This is a genomic window from Methanomassiliicoccales archaeon, from assembly GCA_029907465.1.
Classification (GTDB): Archaea; Thermoplasmatota; Thermoplasmata; order Methanomassiliicoccales; family JACIVX01; genus JACIVX01.
In genome coordinates this window covers 26,858-44,395 of the sequence record JARYLV010000009.1, presented here as the reverse complement: position 1 = coordinate 44,395, position 17,538 = coordinate 26,858, and the positions used below count along the sequence as shown (strand labels likewise).

The window sequence follows — 17,538 nt, the reverse complement described above, 5'->3', positions numbered from 1 at the left end:
CTATCATTTAGTGAACGAGGAGTGGTACTTGATGAAAGAAGTTGTAATACTCAGCGCTGTTCGAACAGCTGTTGGAAAATTTGGTGGAGCACTTAAGGACATCCCAGTTTATGACCTCGGGGCGCACGTGATAAAAGAAAGCGTATCGAGGGCCCAGCTGGAGCCTACCGACATTCAGGAATGTATCATGGGCATTTGTCTTCCAGCTGGCGTCGGGCAGAACCCAGCGAGGATGGCGGCTATCAGGGCCGGTCTTCCGTACGAGATCGGTGCGCTCAACATCAGCAAGATGTGCGGATCCGGCCTGAAGGCAGTTATGCTCGCTGCGAATGCGATCAAGGCTGGGGAGTACGATGTGATCGTTGCCGGAGGAATGGAAAACATGAGTGCGGCACCGTATTTGCTCCCGCAGGCCCGGTGGGGCTATCGGATGAATGACGGTAAAGTCGTCGACCATATGATTTTCGATGGCCTTTTCGATTCGAATGCGGGCATGTTGATGGGGATGACTGGTGAGATTGTGGCGGAGAAGTATGGGGTGACGAGGGAAGACGCAGACCTCCTCGCGTATCAGAGCCACACCAAGGCACTCGAGGCAATTCGATCTGGACGGTTTGAGAAGGAAATCGTCCCATACAAAATTAGCACGAAGAAAGGAGATATCGAGTTTAAGGTTGATGAGGGCGTCCGCCCAGATGTCTCTATGGAGTCACTGGCAAAACTGAAACCGGTTTTCAAAAAAGACGGTATCGTCACAGCGGGAAACTCATCACAGATCAGTGATGGAGCCGCAGCGGTCGTCGTCGCCTCGCGGGAATTCGCGGAGGAGAGGGGGATTAAACCGATGGCGACGATCATCGATTACAACACTGGTGGGGTTAAACCAGAATACATAATGGAAGCGCCGATCCCAACGGTCAGGGCGCTCCTCAAAAGGAACAACATGAGTATCGACCGCATCGACCTCTTCGAACACAACGAGGCCTTCGCGACGGCCTCTGTCGCTGTCAAGAGAGAGCTCAATGTTCCCGAGGAGATCTTCAATGTAAATGGTGGCGCAGTTGCACTCGGTCACCCAATTGGGTGCAGTGGTGCCAGAGTCCTGACAACACTCCTCTACGCGATGCACGACAGGAATAAGGAAACCGGTCTGGCAACGCTGTGCCTTGGTGGTGGAAACGCTGTCGCCATGATTGTTAGGAAATAAAGAACAATGAGGGTCTTGGGGGGAATGAGATGAAGAAGATTGATGATGTGAGGAAGATCGGCATTGTCGGCGCAGGGACGATGGGGAGCGGTATCGCGCAGGTCGCTGCGCAGAGTGGGTATGAAGTCATCCTGAACGATATCAGTGATTCATTCATTCAGAGCGGAATTGCGAAAATTGAGAAGGGCCTGAGTAAGGCGATTGAAAAGGGGAAGATGACAAAGGAAGACAAGGAGAGTATAATGTCGAGAATCAGGGGCTCGGTTAGACTCGAAGACCTAGCGGATTCGGATGTTGTTATCGAGGCGATCCTCGAGGACCGGGCCGCAAAAAAGCAGGTGTTTGCATCCCTCGACTCTATCTGCAAGCCAGATACGATTCTTGCATCGAATACGTCCTCGATCCCAATCACAGAACTCGCATCGGCAACGAAGCGGCCTGATAAGGTCGTCGGTATGCATTTCTTTAACCCCGCCCCGGTCATGAAACTCGTAGAAGTCATTCGGGCAGTACAGACCGCCGATGATACGAAGGAACTGGTTAAGGCGCTCGCCGTTAGAATGGGCAAAGTACCCGTCGAGGTCAACGATTTCCCAGGATTCTGTACGAATAGAATTCTCGTGCCGATGATCAACGAGGCCGCATACTGTTTGATGGAAGGTGTTGCATCGGCTGAGGCGATCGATCAGGTCATGAAGCTCGGTGCAAATCATCCGATGGGACCCCTCGAGCTGGCCGATCTCATCGGCCTAGATGTTTGCCTCAATATCATGGAAGTGCTCTACAGTGAGTATGGAGATCCGAAATACCGGCCATGCCCCTTGCTCCGAAGATTGGTTCAAGCAGGTCGCCTCGGGAGAAAGACTGGCTGGGGGTTCCATAAATACGAGTGACAAACTAGAAAATAACAGGCTGGACATCAATCGTGGGTCTTTGACTCAAGATCATGCGGATGATCGATCAGTGGGTGTTTTCATGGACAAGAAATCGTGGCCATAATGATTTATAAGGAAATAAGTCTCTTCTCATTTAGAGTGATCTGATGCCATCCGTTGATGAACTGCTTGCTGTCATAGATGATTATAAAGACGAAATGGTCGAAGCGTTGAAGGAACTCATCAGAATTCCCGCAATTGGCCCTGAGAATGGGGGTGATGGGGAGTTTGAGAGGGCGAGATATCTGAAAGAACTCGCCGAACGCTGCGGGTTCGAAGAGATTGAATTGTTCGATGCCCTCGACGAAAGGGTACGCCTCCGTTTGAGACCAAATATCGTTGCTAAGAAGAGGGGCTCTTCTGATCAAACTGCGTGGATAGTCACACATATGGACACGGTGCCGCCTGGAGATCTTGACGGTTGGAGCTATCCTCCGTTTTCCCCTCGGGTTGTTGATGGCAAGCTCTATGGTCTCGGCGCTGAGGACAATGGTCAGGCGCTTATCGCATCGCTCTTTGCCGCCAAGGCGATCAACAGTTTCGGATTGATTGGCGAAAAGACAATGGGTCTGGCGCTTGTGGCTGATGAGGAGTGCGGGAATGAAAAAGGGATCAAATTCCTCATTAGGGAAGGTGTGTTCCGGTCCGGTGACATGATCTATGTGCCAGACTATGGTGTGCCGGACGGGTCTGTCATCGAGGTCGCCGAAAAATCACTCCTCTGGCTTAAGATCACCGTTGAAGGCATTCAGGCACACGCCTCTTCCCCTGGAAAGGGGATCAATGCGATGAAGGTCGGATCGAAATTCATGTCTTTCCTGCTCGATCACCTGACGGAAAAATACGGTAAGTTGAATGACCTCTTCATCCCGCCAAATTCTACATTTGAGCCGACGAAGCGGTTGCAGACAGTAGGTAACATCAACACGATCCCGGCGGAGGACGTTTTCTATCTCGACTTCCGCGTATTGCCAGAGTATGAGATCGAAGAGGTCAGGAAAACCGTTGAGACGATTGCTGTGTTGTTTGAAGAGAGGACAGGCGCGCGAATTAGGATTGAAACAGAGCAGTTGACTAAGGCAGGTCCCCCCTCATCAACAAACACTGACGCGATAAACGCGCTTGTATCAGCGATCAAGAGGGTGAAAGGGATTGAACCTGTGGCAAGGGGTATCGGTGGCGGCACATGTGCCAATCTCTTCAGACAGGCAGGGTTCGAGGCATACGTGTGGCAAACGGTTGATGGGGTGGCGCACGCGGTCAATGAATATTCGAAGGTGGACAACCTTATCAACGACGCAAAGGTCTTTGCGGTCATGCTTGCGACGATTTGTTATCCAGATCAGTTCGAGCGCTGATCTGCAGTCGAGCGATTGATCTTCTGCGCCTTTATTAAAAGATAACACTTTTAGCTGGCAGGCTCCTTTGCGAACAGCCTTTCGACCATCCACTTGCTATCGAACTTGATGAGGTCATCGTATCCCTGACCCGTCGAAAGGAAGGCGATCGGTTTGTTGACTGCGTGTGCGATAGAGAGGGCAGCACCCCCCTTCGCGTCCGCATCAATCTTCGTGAGTATGACGGCGTCGATCCCAACCTCTTTATCGAACGTCGCAGCCTGCTCAATTGCGTCGTTGCCTGCAAGGGCATCGCCAACGAAAATCACGAGATCTGGTTTGACAACCCGTTTGATCTTTTTCATTTCATCCATCAGGTTCACATTCGTTTGCATTCTCCCAGCCGTGTCGATGAGGACGACGTCTTTCTTCCTCGCTTTGGCATGCTCGACCGCGTCAAAGGCTACGGCGGCTGGATCACTCCCGGGTTTGTGTTTGACAATCTTGCAGTTTAGCCTTTCCGCATGAACACCCAGTTGTTCGATCGCGCCCGCCCTGAAAGTGTCGGAAGCTGCGAGCACGCAGCTCATCCCGTTCTTTTGAAGGCGGTGGGCGATTTTCGCGATGGCAGTCGTCTTGCCCGTCCCATTAATGCCGACGAACATGAGGACGACAGGTTTTTGCCGGGTCGCTATGAATTGGTCAAAGTCGAACTCACTCCTCTTAAGGACTTTCTCAATAGAACTCTTGAGTGCGAGCTCGATGGCGTCCTCGGGGGCATACCCCCTTTCTATCTTCTTACCTACCAAGTTATCACGAACGCCCTTCTTGATCTCTTCCACAACTGGAAGGGCAACGTCTGACTCGAGCAAATCAATCTCGAGATCCCAGAGTATCTCGTCCAGCACATTTTCAGAAATCTTTCGTCCGCTGTCGCCGATAATCGTCTCCGGCGACTCTGGAAGTTCGGTCGCCTTCTTCTTCCATCCAAAGAGTTTTTGCTTCAGCGACTCGAACAACTTGGCCACCAGTCCTAAATCTTCTGCTGCACTTTCTGATAGGTTTCCTGGATTTTTCTCGTCAGCTGGGAACTCTGTGCCTCGAGCGCCGATCTTCTCTCACCGAGTTTGTTGAAGGTGTCGATAAGTTCCTGTAACCTTGATTCGATCGTTTTGACCGCCTCATCCATGGGTTTTTCGACTGAAACTCCGCTGCCGATCCCGACGATCGCCTTCCTGTTCGAAGCCACCTTCGCAAAGACGAATGAATTTCCACCAACTGGCACGAGGACCTCCGTACCTTCTTCGGATTCAGAGATGCTCGCGAGCGTTGACTTCGCCCTCATATGCTCTTCAATTGATGCCTGGACAATCTGTTGCTGCTCGGCGAGGCTCTCGATCTGCGCCCTGTAAAGATCAAGAAGGGCGAGCGACTCCTGCAACTCTTTTTCGCTCATCGCGCCCCTCCTGCGAGATATCTAACGACTGGGTCAGTGGCCTCTTCAATGCTGATCTCCTTGACCTCATTCAACTGGATCTGCTTGCGAGGAACCTTATGCCTGCTCCCGAGGTTCGAGAGTATCCTGTGAATCGCGTCCTTCTCGTCGGTCGCTGCGATCTCAATGCTAAACTTCTGTTTCTTTCGAGGATTGATCTTGAACGTGCCTTCCACCCTGAACGCTCTCATATCATCTCCGCTTCGTGGAAGTGTCTCAATCGAATAAATATTTTGGTGAAGAGTGCGTTTTAGATTGGAAGGAGTCATGAGTGAAACGATCACCGCATTTTACCCGGGCAGAAATTTTCCAGCTATCTCGATCACGGGGCCACGCTGCACTCTGATGTGCGATCACTGCCGTGGAATCTACCTCCGTGACATGATCCCTGCGACATCGCCTGAAGAGCTGTTATGCGTTGTATCTTCGGTCATCAAGCAGGGAGCTGAAGGCATTCTGCTGAGCGGAGGCTCGAACTCGAGGGGAATGGTTGAACTCGATCGATTCGCACCAGCGATCAAAGAAATTAAAAGAATGGGGCTGAAGGTCAATGTCCACACAGGTCTCATTAGATCTGACACAATCCCTCTTTTGGCGGAGGCCGCCCCAGATTGCTTTTCGGTCGATGTTGTTGGGGACGAGAGAGTCATTAAGAACATCTTTCACATTGAAGCATCACCAGCAGACTATTTGAACTCAATAAGATTGCTCTTTGATAACGGTGTAAAAAAGGTTGTCCCGCACTACTGTGTCGGCCTTTCTGATGACTCTGATAAAGAATGCGAGGTGATCGACCTCCTGTCGGGACTTCCGATATCCGCGTTCGTCGTTATCATCTTCCGGCCGACACCAGGCACTCCGCTATTCAACCGGCGACCGCCTGATGATTCCCGTGTCCTCAATTTTGTGGGGCGTGCTGTTGAATCTCTCCACTGCCCAGTTCTCATCGGTTGCATGAGGCCAAGGGGAAACTGGGAGCTCGAAATCGAATGCGCCAAACTCGGAGTTACTGGTATCGCGCTACCGTCAAGGAGAACAGTCACAAGCCTGAGAGAAGAGGGTTACAGAGTTGAAACGCAGAAATGCTGCTGTGCCCTTTACCGATAAATCGACTCACCAGCGTATTTCCTTCTAAGAGCTGAAAAGTATATGATCGCGGTCGCGTAGACAATGATGAAGATGAGGGCAAAGAGAGGGACATAGTCTAGGAAAATCGGTGAGATGTTCTTGTGCAGCGTGTAAGAGAGTGGTGAAAGGTCATCATCTAAATGCTCGACGACGATATAGAATGTGCCGTATTTCGCGTCAGGAAAGTCGAAGCTGATCGTCGGGTCGCTCGCGTTGACGGTGTAATCAAGATAATTGATCCTGTGCAGTTTTAGCATCTCTGGGTCGATCATGTATGTTGGATTGTTTGCTGGGTAATAGTCCGAACTGACGACGTAAACGTTTGCTGCATTCCCATCACTTTCGATCGTGATCCGGTTCACTGAAACGATGCCGAGGTGATCTTTATTGTTGAATTCGACGACGCTCGATACCGTTCCGCTTGTACTCATGGCCTCTTCGAACGCGTTGTAGATGAACGGTACTTTCAAAATGATGATGACAGCGGCGCAAATGGCAATGATGATTATGCTCCTCCTGATGAACCGCTTTGCCATAAAAGACTTCGAGCTCATCGAACGTGCAAGTCTTATCTCAAGCGCTCTGAAATAAAAGCTCTCAGCCCCGATGATGACGCCCATGAGGAGTAGAAAATAGATAAAAGAGTTGATTGGCAGATAGAATGGCTTGAGCGAAAATGCCTTTTCAGAGAAGATGAGAACGATGACCGTGGCAATCGTGAAAATGACTTGGATTAGGTATAAATAGAATTTAATACGACGGATGCGCGTCAATCGCCATCCGCCCTCAAGCGCCTCCTTTCCGCCCTCCATCAGGCTCGTTACGAAGCATGACCTGGAATGAATATATATTTTTCGTTGTGGTTTATCGATCTGGATAACTTCACTTCTCTAATCCATTTTTCAGGAGACCCAACAACTCAAGAATCGACATCGAATTTGAATTGCTCGAAGGCTGGATCATTCATGCTGCCAGATCAACTTGGCCACAAAAATCATACGGCGAGCTTTGCTTCCTTCCTGCAGAGGAGGAAGATCGCCGCGAAAAGAGGGACTTCGACCTCGCCCTCAAGGGCGAAGCGCTCACCCCTCAGTTTTATATCGATCTTACGATTAGTGATGAGCTTGACTGGATCATCGGTAAAGGTGTCTGGCACCGCATCCCTCAGAGGATCAAATTCGTCGAGTTCATCTCTGCTCATCTTGACGACGAGAAGCCCCGTCTTCCCGTGGAGGGTAAAGGGCAAACGAATCAACCTCTTAATATCGCTCGTCACCGGCTCATCCACTTGCCCAGCCACTCTCGACTTCACCTCTTCAAAGACAAACTTGAGAAAAAGGTCTCTCACCTTGTCCGAAGAGAAGATCTCAAGCGTGTTTTTCTCGAAGAGGTTCTCCTTTCCCCTAATTTCTCCCCTCTTTGAGAAGAGATCGTCAAGCATCTTCTCGATGAGATGGTCTGATGCGTCTTTCAGCGAGGGATAGCGCTCTTTGATCGCATCTATAGACAGGCCAGTGATCTCATCCAACAGCATCTCAGTACCCTTGCGAAGTCGACGGCGCCACGCAGCTGATCGCGCAGAGGGGAACCTTCTCGAAATGCCGATTTTCGTCACATGCTTGAATTGCCTTTTTTCAAAGGGCCCCATCGGAAAAAGCCAGTCGATGTCGAGGCCCGTGCCAGTAATAAAATCTACGATTTCCCTGCGTTCGTGGCTTCTGAGTGATGTCACGCGGTCATCGCTCACATGGACGTGATATCCTCTTCCGCCTGAGAAAACGACCTTGATGTCCCGCGATCCGAACCCCAGGTCACCCATGAGAAACTCATCAAGAAGACGTATGATCTCCTTTTTAACATTGGAGAGCATTTCGGGATAGCTCATCGATTCCGCGCCTTTGATGTGGTCTGCGTCGAGATCGAAGATGAGGTCAGCGCCCAACCACCCCTTCTCCTCCATGGTAGGGGCTGATGGAACTTCATAATACGCAGAAGAATAATAGACATGCGCTGGTACCTGTGAGACAAGGAAGGAGGCCAGTTCATTCACCCTCGTGAAAGCGACGTGCCGCTGGACGAAGTCCCTGTCGAAGAACATGAAGCCAAATTCGCGCCTTCCGAAACGCTCAGGCGGAGGGGGTGGCGACCTCTCATAATGTTTTCTAAACCAATTGATGATGAATTCAGTTTCCCTTGAAATCGTCCTTGTGCCATCGGCCATCGGATCGCTACACACATTAGACACTCCTTTACTAATATGGTTTGCCCTGGCGGGTGCCAGATGATATTGCTTTGTTTAACGAAGTTCCTCCTCACGGCCCAATGGATGCATTTTAGGAATCCGTCCAAGCAGTAGAGGACCAAATCTCCAATGTCACCGCAGTGCCATGTAAAGATAAAAGCGAGAAGATCAATATTTAATACCGCAGAAAGATATGCCTTTTTGGATACGGATGAAGGCCTTTGTCAAAGTGGAATATAGTAGTGAGGGCAAGTCGCCTGCGGAAATCGAACGTATCTTCAATGAGGCTGGATTCAAGAAAATTGCTGGGGCTCCAGTTTTTGAAACCGAGGTGGAAGAAGAAGGTCAACTGACTGAGAAAATCGAAAGATTACACCATTTGCTCAAGAATACAGGAATTATATATATTCCCTCGATTGCGCGACCGACTGAAGCACAGCCCCCGAGGTCTGCGAACTATAGGGAGCGGTTGGATCTCTGGAAGGTTCTCGGGATTAATGCTGATGAGCTCGTTGATCTCCTCGAATATGATGTCGAGAAGTTCAAAGCGAGGGCGATGGAACTTTTCAAGGCAGAGGTTGACCGCGTCGCCCTGGAAAAAGAGAAGGAGTTGAGAGAGATCCGGGAAAGGGAACTGATTGAGCGGGCAAAGAACATGATCGTCGAGAGCGCGAGGGTTGAGGGTGGACAGACATTCCAGGAGCTGTTGAAAATCATCGGCATTGACGAGGACGTGCTCTCACAGATGATCGACGAACTTGTTGAAAAAGGCAAGATCAGAGCGGAGCAGAGGGGACGCAGGGTCGTTTATATCGCCTCGTAGTCTTTGTGACCTAAGTATTATGGACTTTTCAGGGAGAGTCATATTTTCCATCAGCGTTTGTTTCTCCCAAATCCTCACCTAAAGGATCTAACTAGTTTGCCCGAATTCATAAATCCCAGACCGCCATTTGGAAAATAAATAAAGCTAAATATGGGTTTCAAGATTGATGCGATCAAGGTGAGAGCGTTGGGAGCAGTTGCGCGCACGGCCTTGCTATTTGCGTTCATGTTCGGCCTCTTTATCCTTATAGGCTGGGCTATTGGGAGCCTATTCATTGGTAACTGGATCGTGGGAGCGGTCTTCTTCCTCGCGATTGCGGCAGTTTTCAATCTCATCGCATACTTCTATTCTTCAAAGATTGTGCTCTGGTCGTATCGTGCGAAGATTGTGAGTGAAAAGGAAGCGCCGAGGCTTCACAAGATCGTCAAGCTCGTCGCTTTCAAAGCAAATATGCCGATGCCGCAGGTCGCGATTGTCCCGAGCGAAACGCCGAATGCGTTTGCAACGGGGCGCAATCCAAAAAACGCGGTCGTGGCGGCAACTGAGGGCATCCTCAAGACGCTCAACGATGAAGAGCTTGAAGGCGTCATCGCCCATGAGTTTGCGCACATAAAGGACAGGGATATTCTTGTCATGAGCATCGCTGCGACGCTCGCTGGGGCGATCTCCTTTGCTGCGAGATCCTTCTGGTACAGCGTCCTCTTCGGTGGCGGGGGCCGCAGGGACTCATCGACGGCATTTATCGCACTTATCGTCGCGATCACCGCGCCGATTGCCGCATTGCTCATTCAACTGGCAATCTCGAGGAGTAGGGAATATTTGGCTGATCAGGAGGGCGCGATGATCATCGGGAGACCGATGAGCCTGGCAAGGGCGCTTGAGAAGCTTGAAGCAGCGAACAAGCGCAACCCCATCAGGTTCGGAAACCCCGCCTCCTCATCAATATGGATCGTCAATCCATTTGGTTCAAGCGGGTTCGTTCACCTCTTCTCCACGCACCCGCCGATCGCCGAGAGGATCAAGCGCCTCAAGCAGATGGCGAGCAAGATGGGGCAGTTCTGACCTTTACATTTTTTTAAACTTTTTTTGTCTTTCCATATCCATATTTTCCCTTCCCATCATGGTCGGAAATTAGAGCGAGGTCAATTGGGTTTTGTATCTGGTTCGAAACAATCTGGCTGACGTTTTTCGATATTCTATGAGATTTCGTAAGATTGCCTTCGACGCAATCGCTTTAGTGAGGAATCGAAGTCTCCGACTTGTTCCAAACTCAATTCAGAAGAGAAGGTCCTCTTCTATGCCAATCTTTCTCGCGAAGTTGTAGGCAGGCGTGACATTGTAAACTTCTGAAAGCGTCCTATGGACATCAGTCCCGATCGAAAATCCGACTTTTCCTTTGAGCTTCGCGATGAGGTCTTCCGCCCTTTCATAAAACGCCATCCCGTTCCTTCTGTACGGCTTCGCCGTGTTGATTTCGATGAAAAGGTTATATTTAGAAAGCGTCTCAGCGAGATCAGTTGGCTGGATGTCAGAGAACGCCACTTCGAAATCAGGATGCGCGAGTCCACAGGGGACGGAGAGTTTTGAAGCAAAGTTTCCGATTGTTTCAATGTCTGCACCACCGTTGAAAATATCGTTGACGTGCTCGAACAGAACGAGATCGAGGGAATTGAGCATCTCTACTGGTATTTTATTGAGATCGCACCGGTCCGGATTCGCGTCAATCTCCACTCCAGCTAGGACAGTGATTGTCCCTTCGTATTTTTCCTTGACACTTTCAATCGTCGCGAGATAGCGCTTGAAATCACGCCTGCTGAGCGAGCGGACTTTGGCCGTTTCGAAATGATCGGTGATTGCGATATGTGTTAATCCGTTCCTCGCTGCCTCCCTGACAATCGTCTCGATGTCAAAGGACCCATCGGAAAAAGTGGTGTGTGCGTGTAGATTGATCACTGTACCTTTTCCCACTTCTCCAACTCCTGCACGCTTGAAAGTGTTCTCCCCCTTTTGATCTCCTCTCTGATTCTATTCTCCCTTTCTAGTACATCGATAGCGCGATTCGCGATCTCGACCGCGTGTTCCTGTGGTACGACGATGACGCCACTTTCGTCCCCAATTATCCAGTCGCCTGTGCGGACGACCTGTCCACCGCAGACAATCTCGAGTCCGATCCCCCCAAATCCTTTTGCCTCGCCGGCTTCCGGTGTCACATACCTCGAGAAACAGGGAAAACCGATCTCGATAATCGTGTCGATATCCCTGACGGCACCGTCGACGACAATACCAGCAATCCCCTTGACTTTACAGCTCCAGGAGGCGAGCTCCCCCCAGACCGCGATGTCGCTTCCGCCAGCATCGACGACGATGACATCGCCCTTTTGCGCGCGGTCGATCGCCTCCACGGGCTTAGCCCAGTCCCCCTTCGATGTCTGGACGGTCAGCGCCCGACCGACCATCTTGGTGCCGTGTCTTATTCTCGGGACAATGCCCTTCATGACCCCCCTCTTGTGCGCTGCGTCGGCGATATTCGGCGTCGAGACGCGTGAAAACGCTTCGAAGAGTTCCTCGGCCGTGTATTTTCTTGAGAGGTCAGAGGCGATCGACTCGCCCTTCTCGATCGCCTCCTTAATTCTTTTCGCGGCCGCCCTCACGTCCTCCGCCTTGATAATCCCCCCGCCGACGATGATGATCGAAGCGCCGGCTTTCAGGAATGAGGCGGCTGTCTCGGAAGTGATCCCGCCAGCGACGGCAACTGGAATGTTCGTTGCCTCCGACACCGCCCGGACCATCTCGAGGGGCGACTTTCCGCCGCGCATCTGTTCGTCGATGCCGACGTGGAGGCATACGAAAGAGGCGCCGAGTGACTCCACCTCCTTCGCCCTTTTCACTTTGTCCTCGACATTCATGAGGTCGACCATGATCTTCGTCCCATACTTGCGACCAGTGAGGACCGCCTCGGAAATCGTCCCGTCGTCAGAGAGTCCCATGACTGTCACGACATCAGCGCCTGCCTTTGCCGCTATTTCAACCTCGAATCCCCCGACGTCCATCGTCTTCATGTCCGCGACGAGCACGCGACCAGGAAATTCACGCTTGAGTGCTCTCAGGCACTCGGCACCCTCGCTTTTGATCAAAGGCGTCCCCGCCTCGATCCAGTCCGCTCCACCTTCGACCGCTTCTTTCCCAATTTCAATCGCTCTCTTGAGGTGCATCAGGTCAAGGGCGACCTGCAAAACGGGTTTCATCGACCTCGATGAAGAGCCTCTCTTCTAATAAATTCTTTTGAATGAGAAATAGATGCGATCCTCTCTCGAGAATTGTATTTTTAGGAAAACCATATAAAAAGGCAATGTGATAGTGTCCAGCAAATGCAGGGAATCCGGCAGGACAGCAGAAGGTGCGTGACGGGCATCGAGGATCTCGACAAAATCCTTAACGGCGGGATACCTGTCGGGAACATGGTTGTGGTTGCTGGCAGCTATGGGACTGGAAAGACAACGTTGGCGTTTGAATTTCTCGTCCGCGGGGCTTTGGTCGGTGAGAAAGGTCTTCTTGTGCTGACCGCTGAGCCGCCAGAGAAGATGCTTTCGAACATCCTACGGTTTGACTTCTTCGAGGAGAAGATGATCGTCGATGGGAGGATTCAAATCGTGCAGCTGGAGGACCTTGAGAAGGTCGTTGGAGGGGCACTCGAGATCGATATGTATGAGAAGGGACTGAGGCTTCTCGAATCCATTGGGGAGATAGTTGAGAAAAGCAATATCAAACGCATGGTCATCGATTCCTTCAGCAGCCTTTTCAATGACGATCCTCTTATCAGAGGAAAAGTGCTGAGAAAGCTCAGCTCTCTTTTGTATGAAAAGGAATGCACCGCGATGGTCGTCTTAGAAGGAATGGATGGAAGGGAGGGAGCCATCGCCGACGGAATTATTTTGCTGAGTAATTATGAAAGGCGAGGGGATCTGTTGAGGATCATGCAAGTCATCAAGATGAAAGGTACCGACCACTCCCGATCGAAGTATGTCGTTGATTTCACGACGTGCGGCATGCTCGCATCGCCGCTCCTCAGGGGAGGCGCGGTATGAATCACGCACTACAGGGAAAGGCAGCGGCGAAGCTCGAGGAGGCAGGTCCCAGCTCGGCACTCGCTTTTGAAGTCGATGTAGAAAAGTATTTTGATTTCATCAGCGAGGTGCTCGAGTCGTTCGTGAGCGCGAAGAAAATGAAATGTGTCTATGTTACCTCTTCAATTCCTTCTTCAACACTCATCAAAGCGCTCGAAGTACTCGGCATTGATCTCTCAAACGTCCACTTCGTCGACTGCGTTTCGAAGGCGATCTTCGGGAGTGCACCATCGTCCGACAATATTTCCTATGTTGAGAGCCCGACGATGCTCGAGAACATCGTTCTTAAAGTCAAGTATTTCTTAAGAAAAGGGGGAGGGAACCTGCTCGTCGTCGTTGACTCGGCGAATGCGTTCGCCGTATACAACGACATGCGGATCCTTTTCGAGTTCTTCCAAATCCTCCTCAACGCTGTGCGATCAAGGGGGGATTACGCGGCAGTTATTTCAATTTCAAGTCAGACGAAGCCTGAGGTCAAAGAGATGCTGGCGCTCGTGAGCGATCAGGTCATCAGTCTTTCGTGATACATATCATAATTCTTCGTAAATCAAAACCTTCAGTTCTGAAAAAAAAGGATCAGTTGAAACATTTGTGAAAATCATCGGATCGGGGAATGCTTCAGCGCGAGTTGTAATTTCTGGAGTTGTAATTTCTTACACGAAATGATCAGGATTCTTCTCCTTTAACGACTCAACAATTTTTCACAACTTTATTTATTCATTAATTTTTAATCCGATTTGCTCCCATTCTCTTCAGATTCTTTTTCGAGTTAAAAATCATTCAACTTGATAATCCTCTTTCTATTCGTCAATAATCGAATTTTTTATGAAATAAATTCGGTCTTTGTCGTATTGTCAGAATCTGACTTGATATCTAAATAGAAAGCTTTATAATCATAGACACATAAATTACTTCCAGCGTAGGCGTAGCCTATATTAGGAGGACAGAATAATGAAGAAGATATGGAAGATAAGAAGGGATTCTGAAGCGGTTTCCCCGGTCATCGCCACCATCCTCATGGTCGCCATCACCGTCGTCTTGGCGTCGGTGCTGTACGTCATGGTCATGGGGTTCGGAGGGCCGACAACCCAGACACCAACCGGCTCATTTTCTTCCGTAGAAAAAGTGTCAACAACCGAAAAGGTGAGGTTTGGTGTAATTACACCAGAAACTACATGGACCGAAATAAAAATCGTGGTAGAAAATGTAACTGCTGGCCAAAGTGATACATGGACATTCCCTACAAGCGGGACTAGTCTGACACCACCTGCCAGTCAGAATATAGACTGGATATCGGGGATATCATACGCTGATTTAGCAGGCGATGGCAAAATAAGTAGCGGAGACTATCTGACAATTACATTCTCTTCTCAAGGAGGGTCGGCGCCTTACGAGTTCAAAGTATCAATGGTGTACATCGCAACCGGTGCTGTGATTGATGACATATCGTTCACATGGCAATAGGAACAAAAACCTTTTTTTATTTATATTTAAAATTTTCTGGAATGAAATTCAATAGATTTTCACTTCTGAATCCAAAAATTGTATCATGTGGCAATTTTCAGCAAGTCAATCTCTTTCTTAAGGAGAGTGCTCTCACGTTTTATTGTGGTGTTTGTTAGGGGATTACCACCGACAGCGAAGCAATCCCTAATTTACTCTCACCTGAAATTAGGAGAACTATAATCTTGCTGATAATTTGTTTTCTCACGGTCTTTCTCCTATAAATCCAGATGCGCTATCATTTGGTCAATTGAAATGTGCAAAAGTATAATTCTAAATAAGAACCATGATTTGAATTAAGATTACATAAACGTATTTAATTCTGAACCTCTTATCATTTTTTTTAAATTAATAAATATATAGATAGATATATTTACTTAATGTGCGTTGTTCATTTTTGTAATCTCACTTAATTGCTATAGAAATTATTAATTTGAACTCCGCAAAGAAAAAAAATGTCCGATAGAGAAGATTACTATGCAACGTCGCTAACTTTCGAGCAATTAGCGATTATACCATTTAGATTTACTAAGGGAATTCTGAGTAGTGTACTCTCTTCGGGATAAACGATTTCATACCATCATTCATGATGATCTAGCGTCAATGAACTTCCTGCGGGCTCATCGTCGAATTCTCAACTTCTCTTTTTCTCGATCGCCTCGCAATCTTCGCGACACGCTTTAATTCCGGTGTGTACATGATGACCGAAGTCCCAGCAATCGTGTCACTCCATCGCTGCCTCGGATCCCCATCAATGGCAAGCCCGACCAGAACATCAAGTGGCAGAAAAATATACCAGAAGATCTTCGGCACGCTTCTAATAAAGGTTTTATGCATCGATAAATGCTCATTTTCTCTCACACAAATGACTTTTAAGTTAAGCAGGCTCTTCCCGATCGTTTTTCCATAGATTCCTTCGAGAATAGAGCTATATAAAAACCACGCGACTCCTGCCGCAACACCAGCGATGATGTCCTGATACGGAGAATTGATGAAAAATAAAAGGACTCTGATCGGAATGAAGATGATGAACGCATCGATAATCGCCGCAGCAATCCTCCTCAACCAGTGCCACCTCAAAGCACTGCTGTGCTCTAAAATATCATATCCCGTTGGCATCCCATCCACCGGTAATGCATATTGTCCGAATGTCGTTATATATTTTTGCCTGGATCAAAAAGTTCTGTGTGGGCGGATTTGCTTTGCAAAGGAAGCGAAATGCGGGGATTTGACTTAGCACAAATACCATGCGCAAAGGGATCAAATCAATTTTTCAAAGAGTGAATCGACATCATCAATAAAAACCTGGATGCCACTCAGCTCGCCCGTCTCTCTTCACATTTCTGCGCTGGGTTTATCATCATCGTGGCATTTTATTGTAAACCAAGATCGTCAATTAAATTTAACGCCTCGATTGACATTTCTCTCGTCGTTCTCAGAAGAGAGAGGCTCGTGCTCGCATGCCTTCTGGCGAAAATGGAGGGGAGGTGAAAAAACGCACATTTGCGATGCAGATCATTGTGCTCCTTGGATTCGTGAGCCTCCTCGGCGATGTTGTTTACGAAGGCGCAAGGAGCGTTACAGGCCCCTATCTCGCGCTTCTCGGTGCAAGCGCGGCGGTGGTCGGCTTCGTCTCGGGCTTCGGGGAATTTATCGGGTACGCGCTGAGACTCGTATCAGGTTACCTAGCGGACAAGACCGAACGCTACTGGATGATGACATTCATCGGTTACGGCCTCCTCATTTCAATCCCGATGCTCGCTTTCGCCGGTCGTTGGGAAATCGCTGCGATTCTTTTAATCTCGGAGAGAATGGGAAAGGCGATTAGATCGCCCTCGAGGGACGCGATTCTCTCGCACGCGACCAAGCAGGTCGGGCGGGGCTGGGGCTTCGCAATCCACGAAGCGTTGGATCAAATGGGAGCGATCATCGGGCCGCTGCTCTTTACCCTCGTTTTCCTCTTTAACGGCGGTTACGAGAACGGCTTCGCCTTAATGCTCATCCCCGTCGTTTTCATGATCGCGATTCTTTTCCTCGCGAAAAGGAAGGTACCTTCTCCAGCAAAACTCGAAAGCGAGGACGTTGAAAAATCGAACGGTGAAAAAAGACTCCCGCGGATCTTCTGGATCTACACTGCGTTCATCATACTTGCGGTTGCGGGATTCGCGAATTTTCAGCTCATCTCATATCATCTGAAGACTTCCTCGATCGTTTCGGACGCGGAGCTACCATTATTCTACGCGCTGGCGATGGGCGTCGATGGTCTCGTAGCCCTCATTATCGGAAAGTTTTATGACAGAGCTGGTATGCGTTCGCTAACGCTTATCCCATTACTCACAATCCCAATTCCTGTCCTCGCGTTCGCCACTTCTTATCCCCTCATTTTACTCGGTGTCGTCCTCTGGGGCGCGGTCATGGGGATTCACGAGACGATTATGAGGGCGGCAATCGCTGACATGTCCCCTGTGCAGCGGAGGGGCGTCGCTTACGGAATCTTTAACACTGCATATGGTGCATCTTGGCTCATCGGCGGCACGGTCATGGGCCTCCTATACGAGATTTCGATTTCCTGGCTTGTCCTCTTCGCGGTCATTGCTCAGATCGTTTCCATTCCGCTTCTTTACCTCATGAGAAAGACGCCACTTCGCAAAACTTAATCCAGTGAAATCCAGAAATTGATTTTGTTCCGTGAGGTCTCCGAGAAAAAATATATAGACGATCTTCATATATACATAGACCCTCTA

18 protein-coding genes are annotated in these 17,538 nt (G+C 49.4%); 10 read left to right on the top strand and 8 right to left on the bottom strand.

Features of this window, described 5'->3' with window-relative positions; translation table 11 throughout:
* Positions 1–31 precede the first annotated feature (31 nt).
* The 3 genes from QHH00_04975 to QHH00_04965 all read left to right on the top strand — a co-directional run bounded on the left by QHH00_04975 (position 32) and on the right by QHH00_04965 (position 3,500).
* A complete protein-coding gene (locus QHH00_04975; protein ID MDH7508735.1) occupies positions 32–1,207 on the top strand; it encodes an acetyl-CoA C-acetyltransferase in 1,176 nt (391 codons plus the stop codon).
* Positions 1,208–1,236: 29 nt separating this feature from the next.
* Complete coding sequence (locus tag QHH00_04970) at positions 1,237–2,100, top strand: 3-hydroxybutyryl-CoA dehydrogenase (protein MDH7508734.1); 864 nt, start codon at positions 1,237–1,239, stop codon at positions 2,098–2,100.
* Positions 2,101–2,249: 149 nt separating this feature from the next.
* Complete coding sequence (locus QHH00_04965; GenBank protein ID MDH7508733.1) at positions 2,250–3,500, top strand: M20 family metallo-hydrolase; 1,251 nt, start codon at positions 2,250–2,252, stop codon at positions 3,498–3,500.
* A gap of 50 nt (positions 3,501–3,550) precedes the next feature.
* On the opposite strand, the gene ftsY is transcribed toward QHH00_04965, so the two are convergent.
* The 3 genes from ftsY to rpl18a are packed head-to-tail and all read right to left on the bottom strand — an operon-like array spanning position 3,551 to position 5,165.
* Positions 3,551–4,507: a signal recognition particle-docking protein FtsY gene (gene ftsY, locus QHH00_04960; protein MDH7508732.1), complete on the bottom strand. Its 957-nt coding sequence runs from the start codon at positions 4,505–4,507 to the stop codon at positions 3,551–3,553.
* 5 nt (positions 4,508–4,512) lie between these two features.
* Positions 4,513–4,935 carry a prefoldin subunit alpha gene (pfdA, locus tag QHH00_04955; GenBank protein MDH7508731.1) on the bottom strand — a complete coding sequence of 141 codons (423 nt, stop codon included), beginning with the start codon at positions 4,933–4,935 and terminating at the stop codon, positions 4,513–4,515.
* Positions 4,932–5,165 (bottom strand): 50S ribosomal protein L18Ae, encoded by a 234-nt coding sequence (gene rpl18a, locus QHH00_04950; protein ID MDH7508730.1) that lies wholly within the window; start codon positions 5,163–5,165, stop codon positions 4,932–4,934. Before rpl18a ends, pfdA begins: the two co-directional genes overlap by 4 nt.
* 76 nt (positions 5,166–5,241) lie before the next feature.
* On the opposite strand from rpl18a, the gene QHH00_04945 reads away from it, so the two are divergent.
* Positions 5,242–6,081, top strand: a complete 840-nt coding sequence (locus tag QHH00_04945) for a radical SAM protein (GenBank protein ID MDH7508729.1) — start codon at positions 5,242–5,244, stop codon at positions 6,079–6,081.
* Here the strand turns inward: QHH00_04945 and QHH00_04940 are convergent.
* Entirely contained in the window at positions 6,072–6,914 is an 843-nt protein-coding gene (locus QHH00_04940) for a hypothetical protein (GenBank protein MDH7508728.1), read from the bottom strand. The two genes, QHH00_04945 and QHH00_04940, sit on opposite strands and share 10 nt — an antisense overlap.
* 182 nt (positions 6,915–7,096) lie before the next feature.
* On the bottom strand, positions 7,097–8,338 hold the full coding sequence (gene priS / locus QHH00_04935) for a DNA primase catalytic subunit PriS (protein ID MDH7508727.1): 1,242 nt from the start codon (positions 8,336–8,338) through the stop codon (positions 7,097–7,099).
* Between the two features lie 199 nt (positions 8,339–8,537).
* Here priS and QHH00_04930 point away from each other — a divergent pair, with 199 nt between their 5' ends.
* On the top strand, positions 8,538–9,167 hold the full coding sequence (locus QHH00_04930) for a hypothetical protein (GenBank protein MDH7508726.1): 630 nt from the start codon (positions 8,538–8,540) through the stop codon (positions 9,165–9,167).
* Between the two features lie 150 nt (positions 9,168–9,317).
* Complete coding sequence (locus QHH00_04925; GenBank protein MDH7508725.1) at positions 9,318–10,229, top strand: zinc metalloprotease HtpX; 912 nt, start codon at positions 9,318–9,320, stop codon at positions 10,227–10,229.
* A gap of 213 nt (positions 10,230–10,442) precedes the next feature.
* Here QHH00_04925 and QHH00_04920 read toward each other — a convergent pair whose 3' ends face one another.
* Together QHH00_04920 and QHH00_04915 are read right to left on the bottom strand one after the other, a co-directional pair.
* Complete coding sequence (locus QHH00_04920) at positions 10,443–11,135, bottom strand: PHP domain-containing protein (protein ID MDH7508724.1); 693 nt, start codon at positions 11,133–11,135, stop codon at positions 10,443–10,445.
* Positions 11,117–12,412, bottom strand: coding sequence for an orotidine 5'-phosphate decarboxylase (locus tag QHH00_04915; GenBank protein ID MDH7508723.1), 1,296 nt, complete (start codon positions 12,410–12,412; stop codon positions 11,117–11,119). The genes QHH00_04920 and QHH00_04915 overlap by 19 nt, the downstream gene beginning before the upstream one ends.
* A gap of 123 nt (positions 12,413–12,535) precedes the next feature.
* Here QHH00_04915 and QHH00_04910 point away from each other — a divergent pair, with 123 nt between their 5' ends.
* The 3 genes from QHH00_04910 (at position 12,536) to QHH00_04900 (ending at position 14,755) form a co-directional block, all read left to right on the top strand.
* Positions 12,536–13,252: an ATPase domain-containing protein gene (locus QHH00_04910; protein ID MDH7508722.1), complete on the top strand. Its 717-nt coding sequence runs from the start codon at positions 12,536–12,538 to the stop codon at positions 13,250–13,252.
* Positions 13,249–13,815, top strand: a complete 567-nt coding sequence (locus QHH00_04905) for a hypothetical protein (protein ID MDH7508721.1) — start codon at positions 13,249–13,251, stop codon at positions 13,813–13,815. Before QHH00_04910 ends, QHH00_04905 begins: the two co-directional genes overlap by 4 nt.
* A gap of 427 nt (positions 13,816–14,242) precedes the next feature.
* The gene (locus tag QHH00_04900; protein MDH7508720.1) at positions 14,243–14,755 is read left to right on the top strand and encodes a type IV pilin N-terminal domain-containing protein; all 513 of its coding nucleotides are present in this window, start codon (positions 14,243–14,245) and stop codon (positions 14,753–14,755) included.
* Between the two features lie 639 nt (positions 14,756–15,394).
* Here QHH00_04900 and QHH00_04895 read toward each other — a convergent pair.
* Positions 15,395–15,913 (bottom strand): RDD family protein, encoded by a 519-nt coding sequence (locus QHH00_04895; protein MDH7508719.1) that lies wholly within the window; start codon positions 15,911–15,913, stop codon positions 15,395–15,397.
* A gap of 368 nt (positions 15,914–16,281) precedes the next feature.
* On the opposite strand from QHH00_04895, the gene QHH00_04890 reads away from it, so the two are divergent.
* Positions 16,282–17,451: an MFS transporter gene (locus QHH00_04890; protein ID MDH7508718.1), complete on the top strand. Its 1,170-nt coding sequence runs from the start codon at positions 16,282–16,284 to the stop codon at positions 17,449–17,451.
* Positions 17,452–17,538 lie beyond the last annotated feature (87 nt).

Excerpts from the sequence above, each read along its gene's own strand:
- QHH00_04965 (MDH7508733.1), top strand. The coding sequence starts at position 2,250 with ATGCCATCCGTTGATGAACTGCTTGCTGTCATAGATGATTATAAAGAC.
- QHH00_04905 (MDH7508721.1), top strand. The coding sequence starts at position 13,249 with ATGAATCACGCACTACAGGGAAAGGCAGCGGCGAAGCTCGAGGAGGCA.
- rpl18a (MDH7508730.1), bottom strand. The coding sequence starts at position 5,165 with ATGAGAGCGTTCAGGGTGGAAGGCACGTTCAAGATCAATCCTCGAAAG.
- QHH00_04975 (MDH7508735.1), top strand. The coding sequence starts at position 32 with ATGAAAGAAGTTGTAATACTCAGCGCTGTTCGAACAGCTGTTGGAAAA.
- QHH00_04915 (MDH7508723.1), bottom strand. The coding sequence starts at position 12,412 with ATGAAACCCGTTTTGCAGGTCGCCCTTGACCTGATGCACCTCAAGAGA.
- QHH00_04925 (MDH7508725.1), top strand. The coding sequence starts at position 9,318 with ATGGGTTTCAAGATTGATGCGATCAAGGTGAGAGCGTTGGGAGCAGTT.
- QHH00_04945 (MDH7508729.1), top strand. The coding sequence starts at position 5,242 with ATGAGTGAAACGATCACCGCATTTTACCCGGGCAGAAATTTTCCAGCT.
- QHH00_04970 (MDH7508734.1), top strand. The coding sequence starts at position 1,237 with ATGAAGAAGATTGATGATGTGAGGAAGATCGGCATTGTCGGCGCAGGG.
- QHH00_04930 (MDH7508726.1), top strand. The coding sequence starts at position 8,538 with ATGCCTTTTTGGATACGGATGAAGGCCTTTGTCAAAGTGGAATATAGT.
- QHH00_04900 (MDH7508720.1), top strand. The coding sequence starts at position 14,243 with ATGAAGAAGATATGGAAGATAAGAAGGGATTCTGAAGCGGTTTCCCCG.
- QHH00_04895 (MDH7508719.1), bottom strand. The coding sequence starts at position 15,913 with ATGCCAACGGGATATGATATTTTAGAGCACAGCAGTGCTTTGAGGTGG.
- pfdA (MDH7508731.1), bottom strand. The coding sequence starts at position 4,935 with ATGAGCGAAAAAGAGTTGCAGGAGTCGCTCGCCCTTCTTGATCTTTAC.
- QHH00_04940 (MDH7508728.1), bottom strand. The coding sequence starts at position 6,914 with ATGGAGGGCGGAAAGGAGGCGCTTGAGGGCGGATGGCGATTGACGCGC.
- QHH00_04910 (MDH7508722.1), top strand. The coding sequence starts at position 12,536 with ATGCAGGGAATCCGGCAGGACAGCAGAAGGTGCGTGACGGGCATCGAG.